The sequence below is a fragment of the Acidovorax sp. Root219 genome, assembly GCF_001428665.1.
GTDB lineage: Bacteria > Pseudomonadota > Gammaproteobacteria > Burkholderiales > Burkholderiaceae_C > Acidovorax.
The window spans coordinates 173,225-186,526 of sequence record NZ_LMIJ01000011.1 but is presented as its reverse complement, the minus strand read 5'-3'; the positions used below and the strand labels follow the sequence as shown (position 1 = coordinate 186,526).

The following is a 13,302-nucleotide window of genomic DNA, read 5'->3' as shown; positions in this document are numbered from 1 at the left end:
GATTGATCAGAGGTGCTGCACTGCTTGAGCTGCGTGGCTTGCGCTGCGCTGGCGATGTCGAACTTGAGGCTCGACTCGACTTCTGCCCTGTGCAGCGGGTGATTCGAGATCCCAAGCAGCAACTCGATCCGGCGGTTGCTGCATAGGAAGCTCTATTGAGATCGGTGGGCTGTGTGGCATGGCTGCCCGGCGTAGCGACGAGTGATGCCCCAGCAAGCCCCGTTGCGCGGCGATGACGGTGGCTTGTGTGCGACTGCGTGCGCCCAGCTTGTCAAGGATTGCTTTGGCGTGTGCCTTGACCGTACCCAGGGCGATGTTCAACTCCGAGGCAACCACCTTGTTCGACATGCCACTTCCAATCAGCTGCAGGATTTCGCTCTCGCGAACGGTCAGTGGAGTGCGTGTCAAGCTCGTCGCAACAAGCGATGCGGCAACATCGCAAAGGTAAGGCGAGCCTCGTCTCACTGCGCGCACCGCGTCTACCAGTTCATGCGGGTTGCAGCTGTTGAGCAGATAACCGCAAACGCCGGCCTGCAGCGCGTTTTGCACGTCCGCCTCGCTATCGCGCCAAGTCAAGACAACCACGCCGGGGAGACGTCGTCGCAGTGCCGAACTGCGCAGTCTCAGGTGATTTGCCCAGGCCATGCCACTCTCGTAGTCGCCAATCACGACATCGGCATCCGGGAACGACGACTTGTCGGAGACCATGACAACCTCGATCCCTGGCGCCGCCATCAGCGCAGCGTTAATGCCGGTAGCCATTAGAGGGTCGCTGTGGCGAGTGATTACGCGAAGAGGTTGGAAAAGCGTGGTCATGGGGGACTCCAAGGGGTTACTTGTTTGATGGGGAAATTTAGGGCGCAACGCCGTACAAGGGTGACAAGGACTGTTAATCGCCGTTAATGTGCTTTTCGAGGCTGCAGTCCCGCCCCACGTAGCGAGTGAACGAGCCACGGCACGTCGCAGAAGGGCGCCAGGCGCCGCGATATAAACGGCGTTCACTGCCCCTCCCCGTGTAGGCCCAGATGCAGAGGCGGATGCCGACGCGTTCGACTTCGATGCGGGACGGGGGAAAGAGGCCTGGTCGGCAGCTTGCTGGCTCTGTGGGCCGAAAGCAGCAGAAGGGTTGACGCCGAAGCTATGACAAGCGGGAGGTCCTGCCAATTTCACAAGCTGGTGGCCCAGCTTTTTTTACCCTTATTCGCGCTGGGGGTTACTTGCGCGATGGTCTTTTAGACTATGGGGCATTCATATTTGGGACCAAGCGTGGAACAGGCCGACGGCTGGCAATTTGGAGCGTTCAAACTCTTACCAAAGCAGCGCCTGCTGCTTGACGGAAACGTTCCGGTTCGGGTGGGTGGTCGCGCTTTGGATCTCCTGATCGTTCTGGTCGAATCCGCGGGCAAGGTCGTCGGCCGCGGCGAGCTGATGACTAGCGTGTGGAAGAAGGTGGTTGTCGACGATGGCAGCCTGCGCGTGCACGTCGCCGCGCTGCGTCGTGCGCTGGGCGACGACGGGGAGACGTGCCGCTACATCGTCAACGTCCCCGGGCGGGGCTACTCTTTCGTAGGGGAAGTCTCATTGGCCGTTCCATCCGGCTTGGACGGCACTGGGCCTAAACGGCATGAAGCGAGCAACCACATGCCGCTGCCGCTGATGAATGTGGTCGGCCGTGACGACGCGATTCGCGAAGTAGGACGTTTGGTCGCAGAGCATCGTCTAGTTACTGTCGTGGGTGCTGGAGGCGTCGGCAAGACCACGGTCGCCCTCGCCGCGGCAGCGCACCTGGCAGCTAACTATCGTGACGGCGCACGGTTCGTCGACCTCGCACCGCTTTGCGATGCGCGGCAGGTGGCCAGCGTGTGGGCGAACGCCATCGACGCGTCGCGAGCCATATCGGATGAGCGCGAACTGGGCGCCTTGCTGGCAGACCGGCACATGTTGGTTGTGCTCGACAACTGCGAGCATCTCGTGCATGCCGCGGCAACGGTGGCCGAGGCGGTGCTAGCTTTGGCGCCGGGCGTGCACGTCCTGGCCACCAGCCGCGAACCGTTGCGGGCAACGGGGGAGTGGGTCATCCGACTTCCCTCTCTGGAGCTGCCGCCCGCTTCGGAGCGACTGACGGCCGAGCAGGCGAAGGCATTCGCTGCGGTGGCGCTGTTCACGCAGCGCACTGCCGCAAACTTCTCGGGGTTTGCCTTCACCGATGATGATGTGGCCCATGTCACAGAGATCTGCGGGCGCCTCGACGGCATCCCGCTGGCACTCGAACTTGCCGCTAGCCGGGTCGCGCAACTGGGGCTTGGAGGCCTGTCGGCACGGCTGGAGGACCGGTTCGCGATCCTGACCAAAGGACGTCGGACTGCGCTGCCGCGTCAGCAGACACTGCGTGCTGCGATCAACTGGAGCTACGACCTGCTGTCCGAGGATCAGAAAACGGTGCTCAGAAGGCTTTCGATCTTTGCTGGCGCGTTCTCATTTGACTCCGCAGTCGCGGTCTGCGAGGAAGACCTGTCAGCTGACCCTCTCGATGCGATCGACGAGTTGGCTCTGAAATCCCTGATCACGATCGACACGGGCACGGACATTGCACACTACCGATTGCTCGAGACGACCCGCGCCTTTGCACTCGAGAAGCTCAAAGAGGCCGGGGAACTTGTCCTGGCGTCACGAAAACACGCGGAACATGTGTGTGACGTCTTCGAACGGCTAGAAGCGGACTCGCCGCCTTACGGGGCCGCGTGGGATGCGGGGCGCGGACGATGGATCGATGACATCCGAATCGCGGTGCAGGCAAGTTTCTCCACGCTGCGCGATCCGGGGCTGAGCATACGGTTGCTCGGTGCCACCGCTTCGGTGTGGTATCAGCGCTCGTTGATGGACGAGTATCGGACGCGGGCCGAGGAGGCGCTTGAAAAAGCGGGCGATCTGGCCGAGCAGCCAGAGGCCAGCTTGATGCGCCTGTTGTATTCACTCACCATGTGCTACTGGTACACCAGAGGCGCAGGCCCCGACATGGCTCGGACTGCAAAGGGGGCCTATGACATCGCACAGCGATCGCGAAACTTGGACTTCGAGCGCCGTGCTCTGTGGGGACTATGGCAGGAACGCAATGGATCGGGTGACTATGCGGCTGCGCTTGGCTTGGCATGGCAGTACGTGGCCTTGACAACCCCTGATACCGAAGCCGAGGCGGCAATCTTGGGCAGGCGCATGATGCAGTGGTCCTTGCATCTTGTGGGCGAGCAGGACTCGTCGCTAGGGGAGGGAACTGCCGCAAGGAGCCTGATCGGTCGGGTCGACCATCCGCGGACTTTAAACCAATATCAGCTCCATCCGCATGCGGCAATCAACGCGGCCTTGTCACGAGCATTGTGGGTGCGAGGCTTCCCAGATCAAGCACTTGCAGCGGCCGCACAGGCCGTACAGTACGCCACATCAGCGCAGCATGCCTTGACGTTGTGCTTTGCGCTGTTCTGCCAATGCACAGTTTTGCTGTGGTGCGGGCGCTTGGAAGATCTGAGTCGGCAGGCCGATGCACTGACGGAAGTGGCGACGGATCGGCGCCTCGACTTATGGAAAGGCTGGGGCCTGACCTTCAAGTATGCCCATACCTATTGCGTACAAGGCGTTGTCGTGCCGCAGTGGCGCAATCCGGTTTGCAGTCTGCTCCAGATCGAGTCGATGGCGACGGTCGGCTACGAATTCCTGGAAGAAGAAGCCCTTGCTCGCGCGGAAGCAGGCCACTGCCCCTGGTGTGCGCCGGAATTGATACGGGTGCAGGGCGAGAAGCTGCTGCGCCAAGGTTCCTCGCTGGAAGAGGCGGAAAAGTGGTTTATACGCTCCCTGGAACTGGCCAGTTCGTCGCAAGTCCTCTCCTGGGAGTTGCGCGCGGCCACAAGCTTAGCCCGATGCTGGTCGGACCAGGGCAGGCGGGACGAGGGCGTGACGTTGCTGAGCGGCGTGCTGGATCGCTACTCCGAAGGTTTTAATACGCTTGACGTGCGAAGAGCTCAGCAGATTTTGCAAGCGTGACGAGAATCTCGCGTTGAGGGGATTGACGGGGCGATTGCTTGTTTCAACCGCCTTGTGGTTAGATCACTCGAAAACAAGCTGTAGTGCAGATCGCTCAGGTCAGCGCCAGCAAGTTCAGCTTCAGAGGTGCTGGCTGAGGAAGCTGCGGACAATCTGAGCGACCTCTGCCGAATGGGTTTCCAATGCGAAGTGTCCAGTATCCAGCAGGTGGACATGTGCGTGCGGAAGGTCGCGCTTGTAGGCTTGTGCACCTGCAGGCAGGAACGCCGGATCGTGCCTCCCCCAGACAGCCAAGAACGGCGGAAGGTGTGTTCGGAAATATTGCTGAAACTCAGGGTACCGTTCCAGATTGCTTCGGTAATCCAGAATCAGATCGAGCTGGATCTCCTCGGCACCCGGTCGTGACATCAACGCGATATCCAACATAAATCCATCAGGATTCAATCGCTGTGGATCTGTGCCGGTGCGGTATTGCCAGTTCTCGATCACGTCGGCGGAGAGAGAAGACCGACAAGCATCCCGGTTCTTAAGGCTAGGATCGCGCCAGTAGGTCTGCCACGCATCCCACTTGTCGCTGAAGCCTTCCATATAGGCGTTACCGTTCTGGCTGATCAGAGCTGTCACTCGCTCAGGGTGAGCGGCCGCTAGACGGTATCCGGTCGGCGCACCATAGTCAAAGACGTAGATCGCATAGCGCTGCAGCGAGAGAGCCTGCGTGAACTCGTCCATGACCTTGGCTAGGTTGTCGAAGGTGTAATCGAATTCTCCGCGGTCGGGCGCATTTGTGTACCCGAACCCTGGAAGGTCTGGCGCGATCACGCGATACCGATCGGCCAGTTGCGGGATCAGCTCGCGGAACATATGGCTGGACGACGGAAATCCGTGCAGCAGCAGAAGAACAGGGGCGTTCTTTGGTCCGGCTTCGCGGTAGAACACTTCTACCTGACCCGCCTGTTGGGTCTTGTAGCTCACTGCCATCATGAGTTTCTTTCAGGATGTGTTGCCAACGAGCGGTGTCATCGGCATGCCTCGGACTGGTGAAGCCCGGAAGTGCTCGGAAGTTCTTTGCTGGGGTGCACGCCGCAGTCACGCGTTTGCAGAGATCCAAAAAAGAGCCTTCCATGGGCGCAACTCGGCGCCACGTCGAGCCGCTGCTGCTGCCTCCTCATGCGTGAACCGGAGTGCGGTTCCATTCGCTCGGGCTGCCAGGCCGCCGCGCGAGGCTATCTGCCGCCTCAGTTCGGGCGGCATCTGAGCGAATCCGCGCGTGGGTCGGAGGGTGGTATCCATGATGTTAGGGTGTCCTGGGAGAATGTACGACTCAGTGTCACTACATGGAGCGCATGTGGCATCTCTCAAACGAGCGAGCTGCGCATAGACCGAAAGAGGGGATTGAACTCTACAGACGCAGAGCTGTGACGAGACCTCTCATCCATAGAGAACCAGAACGCTTCCACGGCCCCTGCAACGATCGCCTTGCGGGAGCGTAGTACCTCTCCAGAAGCAGATCGTGGTCAGGGGAAACGGCTTATTCGAGCATGAGTATCGTCTTACCATCCGCCTATCTGACTATCCGCCAGCGACCCATCCTTTCAACGAATAGCTCAGTCAACATCAACGTGATGCCGCAACGGTGATCCCAACAGAACTCATCGAAGACCGAGCCGCTTACGCAGGCCGATTACGTCCATCGCATAGTTCATCTCGTAGAACTTCCCGTCTCGCACCTTATGAAAGGCGAACTCGAGCGTCTCCACTGTTTTTCCAGTGGGCTCAATTCCGAGCCATGACTTGGCTGGTGTTCCGATGTTGAACAAGCGCGCTGCAATAGTGTCACCTTCTACGACCACGTCCCTTACGCGCCACCTGAAGTCAGGGACAGCGTTGATATGCCCTTTCAAGTCGGATATGACATCTTCCCGCGATACGAGCTTCAGGTTTTGGACGACTTTGTCATGAACGAATTCCGTCATCCGATCCATCTGATGCGCGTTAAGCGCGGCGATATAGCGATCAAATATGTCACGAATTTTTTTCTCTGTCATTTGAGTGCTGCCTTTTCTCTCAGGTCTTTCTTCTAGGGCCAGGGAGTCACTTGTAGACATAGTTAAGAGTCCCAGGCCAAAACCTGCTACGACGAGTCGCCTCGAGGTTAAATCGGTCATCAATTGGTCCTTTCATCGTTTTCTGGTACCTGAGGAGGTTGATCGGCGAAGTGCTCCTATGCGCCAGGATCTTGGTAGGGCTCTCCTTCGACGGCTATTAACTGTCTCGACGTGAGAGAGCCGGATCATCACGGAAGCCAGTTCGATTGCCCCTCAGCCCATCCGCTCGTTCTTGGCGGCAGCAGAGTCTTCGATGCGAGCGATCAATTCGTGCAGCGCCAACCCATCGTCGAAGTTCGGCGCAGTCCGGCTGCCGGTGCGAATGTCCGTAGCGATGCACTTGTAAATCTCTGCCACGGCCTCAGCGGCCGGCGACAAACCCTCGCCTACTGCACGGCGGCGCCTCGGCGCGAGCGGTGCCAGTGCGCGATCGTCGAGCCGGCCGCCCGAAATCGAGAGTTCGACGATCTGGGGGTAGCCCATGTCGCCGGTGACCTGAATGTCTCCTTCAGTGCCATTAATCTCCCAAAGGAAATTTGTGCCGCGGGAGGCGCCTGCACGATAGTGGATTGAAATCGCAGCACCGCTCGTCATGTGGCCCTGCACCATTACTTGATCTGGTACGTCTTTGGGTAAAACCTCCGCCGTTTCGATGATCTTCACCGAATCGAAGTGGCGCCCAAAGGTCGCATCCAAGGCCGAGAAACCGCCGAGCACATGCTGAACGGCGACGAGTGTGTGGCCCAAAGCAATGGACTGCATTGAGGCGCCATTCGCGCTGTCCGACAGATAGTAGATCTCAGCGGAGGCTTGCCCGGCCCAGTTCCCGCCTGACGCGATGATGCTGGAGGAAAGAACCTTTCCGACGTAGCCGTCGGCAATCAGAGCCTTCAAAGCTTCGACGCCGGCTGCAAGTCGTCCCTGCGTGCCGATCACCGCAACGGACGCAGTTTCACGTGCCATAGCCGCCAGCTCACGGGCTTCATCAAGTCCCTTGCCGAGCGGCCACTCACAGTAAACGTGCTTCCCAGCTTTCAGCGCTGCGGAAACGAGTTCGAGGTGGTGGGGCACCTTAACGGTAACGACGACGAGATCGATATCTGGTGAAGAAATCAACTCTTCCGGACTCGCAAACGCCAGTCGAAGGTCAAGTTCACGTGCGGTACGTTGCGCGCTTTTCAAGGTCCGGTTGGCGACGCCTACGATCTCGAAATCACCTTCAAGTAGGCGCAGTGCTGGGATGTGTGCAGTGGCGGCCCATTTGCTATCGGGGTTGAGACCGATGAACCCCACTCTGATAGGCTGTTTGCCCATGAGAGCTCCTTAAACTCGGATATCTGCTGAATGGGGCTCCTGGCCGCTGGTATATGCAAGCAGACGCAGTTACCCCGCTCCCGCTGCGCGTTTTACTTTGCGGTGAGGAAGTTCACGACCAGCGAGTTGAGCTCGTTCGGGCACTCCTCTGGCAACCAGTGGCCACATCCCTGAATGGTCTCGGACTGCACGTTGACCGCGTACTTGCGCAGTTGTTCGCCTTGATATGCGCCCATACTGTTGCCCCCGCCAATGGCCAGCACCGGCATAGTGAGCTTTGTGGCGGCCAAGGGCTTGTTACGCTGGGCCGTCTCGTTCAGTGCGCGATAGTATTCCAGGCTCGCTATCAAGCTTGCCGGCTTGGCCCACGATTTCGCGTACATGTCGAGGACATCAGGCGGAAACGCCTTCTTGTTGACGGCACGAGTGAGGATAAAGTCTTCCAGGAAGACCCGCTCCTTGCCTGCAAGCATCATCTCCGGAAGCGGAGCTGCGAGATTGAAGAAGCTGAAATGCCAAGCGAGAGATGCGCCTTTGTCAGTAAAGGCGGGCCATCCGTAAAGGCCTTCATCCGGGATCGGAGCTTCCATGAAAGCCACCCGCCGGACATCATCCTGGTTCTGAACCACCATGGGATAGGTATTCCAGATGCCAATGTCGTGTGCCACGAGGTCGAAGGGTGCATCAGGGCTGAAGCTTTTAGCAAATTTATGAAGAAGCTTTGCCACATCCTGACCGGCATAGGACTTCGTGCTGCCCGATTGACCAAGAGCGGGTAGGTCAACGGCGACGACCGTGTGCGATTTGGCTAGTTCCGGCATCAGGTAACGCCATTCGTACCAGGTCTGGCCGTAGCCATGGACTAGGAGAACCAGCTTGCCCTTACCGCCCTTCAGATAGTGGAGGTTCACTCCATCTACGCTACGAAAGCCCGGAGCGAAGCCAGCTGGGGCGGGGAACTCCTCCCGCGCTGACTCGACCCGTTCGGCAGGAGTACCAGAAGCCCATACGCCGACGTTCGTCGTGGCCAGAGCCAATGCGAAAACGGCAGATTTAAACAGATGAGAGAGCATAGATTTTTCCTTCTTTCTTAAGTTAAAACAGCTTGGGCTGGTGGGCATGCTCCTGCGTCAACCCGCTGCCGGGATGGCTACCACGAACCACCAGCCCGGCGGTCCCTTGATCCCACGAACCGTGACCTTCTGCGTCATGAGATTGGTCTTGTTCGCCACTCCATGGTGATGGTCCAGCCGCGCGTGCGCCATACCCTTAAGGCGAAGGTAGTCATGCATCAAAGGTGATATGCGGGATGGGTTAGCGCAGGTACATGGGCTAAGCCTGCCCAGTGGGAAATTCGGCTTGAGACCGATAGCGCTAACTTTGATTTCGAGTTTCCAATTGGGCAATTCAGCCCAAACTAGTCGGCGTGGCGCAGGGATCGGAAAGGACAGCTGGGATAACGTGACAAAAAAGATGCTGGGTACGCACGAGGCTCAAGCAATCGAGGAGGGCGAACCACCTTAAGCAACAAAGTCTGCAACATCACCCCAGGCCTCAGAGCAACAGATCTGATGCGCGCTGTGTAGGCAATCTCAAGGGCTGGGAGGCGCGCATTCTGCGAGCACAAACCGTGCCCCCGATTTCATCAAATAGCTAGACCTCCCGCCACATCGATGACTCCTCCAGTCATATACCCGGCATCCGGACTTGCTAGAAATGACACTGCAGAAGCAACTTCTTCCAGTTTCGCGATACGGCGAATGGGATGCATATCAAGGAAGGTGTCAGGCGCGTTCGTACTGCCGAGTGCTTCAACCATCATGTCTGTAGGCATCGCCCCCGGTTGGACCACGTTTACCGTGATGTTGCGGCTGCCAAGGTCTCTAGCGACCCCCTTTGCATAGCCGATCAGAGCTGATTTGGTACCGGCGTAATCGGCAACGCCTGGGAAAAGTGCATGAGTTCCATTCAAGGAGCCGATGAAGATGATCCGCCCACCATCAGGTAGAACTTGAGCGGCTGCACGCGTGGTTGCCACCACGCCCATAACGTTGATTCGCCACTGTCGGTCCAACGCTTCCACGTTAAGTAAAGGATCGTCAACTGTTTGCCCCTTCGCCACGATGGCGGCGTTGTTCACCAAGATGTCAAGCTTTCCCAGCTGGGCGACCACTTCCTGGACAAGTGGCTTAGCGGCAGCCGTATCTTCTTGATCGCTCTTTATCGCGATCGCGCGTACACCCTTTTCCCGCAAAGTTTTGACAACAGCTTCCGCCTTCTCTGCAGACGCGACATAGCTGATCGCAACATCCGCCCCACGAGTAGCAAGAGACAGCGCGATCTGGGCGCCGAGTCCACGCGAGCCGCCAGTAACCAGGGCAACTTTGCCCTTGAGATCTAAATTAGTGTTCTGCAAAATCATTCCTATATCTAGCTGCACCCCGACATGCAGCCAATCAATAAACAGCGGATGTATCGGGATCCAAAGTTGTCTCTATGTAAGGGCTGAATCACTCGCTATGGACGGCTCAGATTCGTTACAACGCTAGTTTGAGCCTGGGTTCGAAAAAGCTTACTTAATCAGTGCCGTTCGTTAGAGTAGCCGCTTGTATGTGAACTTAGGGAACAGGCTTGAGTACTAGTAGGGAGCGAAGGTTGTCAGGCGCGCGGAAAACGGGGGCTGGTTGAGACAATCAGCGGCGTGCCCACGGGAACTGCGTTACCGCAGAACGAAGCGCTGCGCCTTCGAAATGTTCTCTATCAGTTCGTCGCGATTTTGATGGTTGAGGTCCCGCCAGGCTGGCTGCCCAGGTGCTGTCTTCCATGACTCACGCAATGGGCTGTTGTCGACTGTGTCGTAGCCGAGCCGATCGAACAGTGCCGCCACAAGCTCAATCGCCTCAGGGAAATTGCTGGAGATAGGAAACGCCAAGCGGCGACGCGCACCACGGGGCAGGCCTGCATTGGTGATACGAGGCGCTTGAATGTGTGTGAAGGCCTGAACGACCTTCGACGTCGGAAGATGCTCCTGGCGGAGTTCGTACACAGTCCTTTCACCCGAATCTATCATCGGGTAGTTGCCGTCGCGCCAGCTCATGTAGTTATTAGTATCAAGAACTATCTTGCCCGCCAACTCCATCACCGGCATGTCGTTTGCCAACTTAAGGGGCACAGCAATAACAACGAAGTCACCGGCTTCAGCAGCTTCTGCAGCGGTTGCCGCGCGGGCTGACGGGCCTAGGCTCTGTATGAGTTGTCTCAGGGTCTCAGGCCCGCGTGAGTTCGCTACTACGACGTTGTAGCCAATAGAGATGAGCGCGCGAGCAATATTGCTCCCAACCTCTCCTGCGCCGATGATGCCGACGGTATTCATATAGTTCCTCAAGCGGCCGCGCGGACCAGCTCTTCTGTCCGCGCCCACAACTGGGCCGCCTTGGCTGAATCCAATGCGTACGACCGGACACCATCGGCGAACGGGTTCACCATGTCGACAACTGTTGCGACCGCGCAGTCCTCAAGGTAACGGCCACCGATTTCGTCTTTGTTTGCTACGACCGCGGCCCAAACCGAGGTTGCAGCCGCCTGTGGGATCTCCTTAAGTTCCGGGGGCGGCAGGCCAGCATCGGCACGAGCTTTCCCCACTGTCGCAAACAGACCTTGGAGAGTTTCTTGCGACAGGTATTGGGGAAGGTTCGTCAATGAGTTGCCTGGCATGACGGAGGCGGCGCGAACGCCGCGGGCGCGATGACGCTTATCGAATTCCACTGCAAACAAAGCATTCGCGGTCTTGGACTGGCTGTATGCAGTCCAAGTGTTATAGGGATGGTCGTCGAAGTTTGGGTCAACAAGGTCTACGTCTGCGCCGCGATGGGCTTGCGACGACAGCACGACTAGGCGGCCTCCATCGATCAGCAGAGGCTCGATAGAGTTTACGAATACGAAGTGGCCGATGTGATTGATGCCGAATTGGAGCTCAAAGCCGTCAGCCGTGCGGCCAAATGGAGGCGCCATCACACCTGCATTCGCGACGATCGCGTCGAACTTCCTGCCGTCCTTAACAAGCTTCTCGGCTGCGAGGCGTACGTTGGCTAGTGACGAAAGATCGAGGTCAATTAGTTCCCAGATACCGCCGCCCAGCGCCGCAGCTTGGCGGATCTGAGCGGTCGCCTCTCCAGCTTTCGATGCATCTTTTGCAGTACCAATGACGTTAGCGCCGTGAGTCATCAGCGCGCGAGCTGTTTCGCGACCGATACCAGAAGTCGCACCAGTGACCAGAAAGCTCTTTCCCTTTAGATCAAAACCAGCCAGCACTTCTTCGGCGGTCGTTTTTGCACCAAAAATATTCATTTCGTTCATCTTTCAACTAGGCGAGCATACGCTCATTTCATAACGATCGATATCATAACGATCGATATCATAACGAACGAAATGAAATCGATATGGCATGTGCATTGAGAAGTCCGCACTAGCAGTCGGGGAATGAGTGGTTGGATCTGGTGCACCTTCGAGTGTTGTGATTAGTCGGCCAGCAGGCCGTAGAAATATCTATCGATCTAGGCCCGGTCGTCGCCGGCCATCGGTGCGTCCTCGAACAAGGATTGATCACAGCATGCTATGAGCAGACAGGTCAACAAGTCGCTGTTCACCTCGGTCAGGCTAGAGTGCCATTTGCGGCCCGACCAACTGCTGCGGCCGATTCGCCAGTGGGTTAACGATGCTCTGGTCGAAATGGGCGCCAGGTTCTCCGCGGTGTACGTGGCTGAGGTTAAGGGCGGGCGGCCCAGCATCGCACCGGAAAAGCTGATGCGCGCCATGATGCTGCTGGTTCTGTACAGCGTGCACCGCAAGCGGCAGTTGGTCGAGCAAATTCATTACAACCTAAGGTTTCGCTGGTTCGTCGGACTGGCCATCGAAGACAGCGTGTGGAATCACTCGGTCTTCAGTAAGAACTGCGACCGGCTCATCGAGCACGATGCCGTCACCGAATTGTTCAACGCGACCGTCGAGATGGCCGAGCAGCGCGGCCTGCAGTCGGGCGAACACTTCAGGTTGGACGACACGCTGTTCCATGCTTGAGCCAGCCACAGGACCAAGCGTCGCAAAGACGGTTCGGACGATGGCCGTCCGCCCGAGGACTGGCGTGGCGAGCCGCGCAGTAGCGCCACGCCCGAACCCAAGAGCGACCCTGAATCGCGGCTGTACCGCGAGAGCAATGCCGCCCCAGCGTTGCCCAGCTATGCGTGACACGTTCTGATCGACAACCGTCACGGTTTTTGTGGTCAACGTCATGGCCAGCACCTCCGAGGGAACGACCGAACACACGGTGGCCGCCCGGATGCTGGCCGACGTGGCAGCGCCCATCAAGCTCGTGACAGTCGGCGCCGAAAAGGCCTACGACACTAAACGTTCCGTCAAGGCGTGCCGCGACATTCACGTCCCGCCACACGTGGCGCAGAATACAGAACGTTTGGGAGGCAGCGCCATCGAAGCACGCACCACGCGACACGCTGGCTACGAACTCAGCCAGCGCAAGATAAAGCGCGTCAAGCAGTGCTTTGGCTGGGGACGGGGTCGGACGCGATGCGCCAGGTAATGGTCTAAAGTCGGGCCAAGGTCGATCAGTTGTTGACGCTGACCATGGCCGCCTACAACTTCTGGCGCTTGTGTACTTTGGCACAGGTGCCTCCGTAATCCGCCGGAGGAGCGACAAATGCGTCGAAGTTACCCCGTTGTAGCTCCAAGAAGACCGTGCTGGGGACTGCCTGCGGGCTCTCGGACTAGTTCTCTCGGCCGAATGACGACACCGGACCGATCTCCAAGGTCCGCAGGCAAAGTTATCGGCGGTACG

At 58.2% G+C, this 13,302-nt stretch carries 10 protein-coding genes and 1 pseudogene; 2 read left to right on the top strand and 9 right to left on the bottom strand.

Annotated features, from left to right (window positions below):
* Nucleotides 1-6: 6 nt before the first annotated feature.
* On the bottom strand, nt 7-816 hold the full coding sequence (locus ASE28_RS31365) for a response regulator transcription factor (protein ID WP_082608045.1): 810 nt from the start codon (nt 814-816) through the stop codon (nt 7-9).
* A gap of 450 nt (nt 817-1,266) precedes the next feature.
* On the opposite strand from ASE28_RS31365, the gene ASE28_RS11615 reads away from it, so the two are divergent.
* Nucleotides 1,267-4,035: a winged helix-turn-helix domain-containing protein gene (locus ASE28_RS11615; protein WP_162262249.1), complete on the top strand. Its 2,769-nt coding sequence runs from the start codon at nt 1,267-1,269 to the stop codon at nt 4,033-4,035.
* A gap of 120 nt (nt 4,036-4,155) precedes the next feature.
* Here the strand turns inward: ASE28_RS11615 and ASE28_RS11610 are convergent, their stop codons facing one another.
* The 8 genes from ASE28_RS11610 to ASE28_RS11580 form a co-directional block, all read right to left on the bottom strand.
* On the bottom strand, nt 4,156-5,016 hold the full coding sequence (locus ASE28_RS11610; RefSeq protein ID WP_200963935.1) for an alpha/beta fold hydrolase: 861 nt from the start codon (nt 5,014-5,016) through the stop codon (nt 4,156-4,158).
* 105 nt (nt 5,017-5,121) lie between these two features.
* Nucleotides 5,122-5,325 carry a KGG domain-containing protein gene (locus tag ASE28_RS32990; protein WP_082608043.1) on the bottom strand — a complete coding sequence of 68 codons (204 nt, stop codon included), beginning with the start codon at nt 5,323-5,325 and terminating at the stop codon, nt 5,122-5,124.
* A 359-nt stretch (nt 5,326-5,684) separates the two neighbouring features.
* On the bottom strand, nt 5,685-6,200 hold the full coding sequence (locus tag ASE28_RS11605) for an ester cyclase (protein WP_157421945.1): 516 nt from the start codon (nt 6,198-6,200) through the stop codon (nt 5,685-5,687).
* Between the two features lie 153 nt (nt 6,201-6,353).
* The gene (locus ASE28_RS11600) at nt 6,354-7,454 is read right to left on the bottom strand and encodes a Gfo/Idh/MocA family protein (protein WP_057266692.1); all 1,101 of its coding nucleotides are present in this window, start codon (nt 7,452-7,454) and stop codon (nt 6,354-6,356) included.
* A gap of 92 nt (nt 7,455-7,546) precedes the next feature.
* Entirely contained in the window at nt 7,547-8,575 is a 1,029-nt protein-coding gene (locus ASE28_RS11595) for an alpha/beta fold hydrolase (RefSeq protein ID WP_200963934.1), read from the bottom strand.
* A 524-nt stretch (nt 8,576-9,099) separates the two neighbouring features.
* Nucleotides 9,100-9,876: an SDR family NAD(P)-dependent oxidoreductase gene (locus tag ASE28_RS31355; RefSeq protein WP_082608041.1), complete on the bottom strand. Its 777-nt coding sequence runs from the start codon at nt 9,874-9,876 to the stop codon at nt 9,100-9,102.
* Nucleotides 9,877-10,173: 297 nt separating this feature from the next.
* Nucleotides 10,174-10,827, bottom strand: coding sequence for an NADPH-dependent F420 reductase (locus tag ASE28_RS11585; RefSeq protein WP_057266689.1), 654 nt, complete (start codon nt 10,825-10,827; stop codon nt 10,174-10,176).
* Between the two features lie 8 nt (nt 10,828-10,835).
* Nucleotides 10,836-11,810, bottom strand: coding sequence for an SDR family NAD(P)-dependent oxidoreductase (locus ASE28_RS11580; protein WP_057266688.1), 975 nt, complete (start codon nt 11,808-11,810; stop codon nt 10,836-10,838).
* A 258-nt stretch (nt 11,811-12,068) separates the two neighbouring features.
* Between ASE28_RS11580 and ASE28_RS11575 the strand changes: the two are divergent.
* Nucleotides 12,069-13,145, top strand: a pseudogene (locus ASE28_RS11575) (IS5 family transposase).
* The last annotated feature ends 157 nt before the right edge of the window (nt 13,146-13,302 follow it).

Bases quoted from the DNA above. Each gene is read 5' to 3' on its own strand.
- ASE28_RS31365 (WP_082608045.1), bottom strand. From the start codon at position 816: ATGACCACGCTTTTCCAACCTCTTCGCGTAATCACTCGCCACAGCGAC.
- ASE28_RS11610 (WP_200963935.1), bottom strand. From the start codon at position 5,016: ATGATGGCAGTGAGCTACAAGACCCAACAGGCGGGTCAGGTAGAAGTG.
- ASE28_RS32990 (WP_082608043.1), bottom strand. From the start codon at position 5,325: ATGGATACCACCCTCCGACCCACGCGCGGATTCGCTCAGATGCCGCCC.
- ASE28_RS11605 (WP_157421945.1), bottom strand. From the start codon at position 6,200: ATGACCGATTTAACCTCGAGGCGACTCGTCGTAGCAGGTTTTGGCCTG.
- ASE28_RS11600 (WP_057266692.1), bottom strand. From the start codon at position 7,454: ATGGGCAAACAGCCTATCAGAGTGGGGTTCATCGGTCTCAACCCCGAT.
- ASE28_RS11595 (WP_200963934.1), bottom strand. From the start codon at position 8,575: ATGCCCACCAGCCCAAGCTGTTTTAACTTAAGAAAGAAGGAAAAATCT.
- ASE28_RS31355 (WP_082608041.1), bottom strand. From the start codon at position 9,876: ATGATTTTGCAGAACACTAATTTAGATCTCAAGGGCAAAGTTGCCCTG.
- ASE28_RS11585 (WP_057266689.1), bottom strand. From the start codon at position 10,827: ATGAATACCGTCGGCATCATCGGCGCAGGAGAGGTTGGGAGCAATATT.
- ASE28_RS11580 (WP_057266688.1), bottom strand. From the start codon at position 11,810: ATGAACGAAATGAATATTTTTGGTGCAAAAACGACCGCCGAAGAAGTG.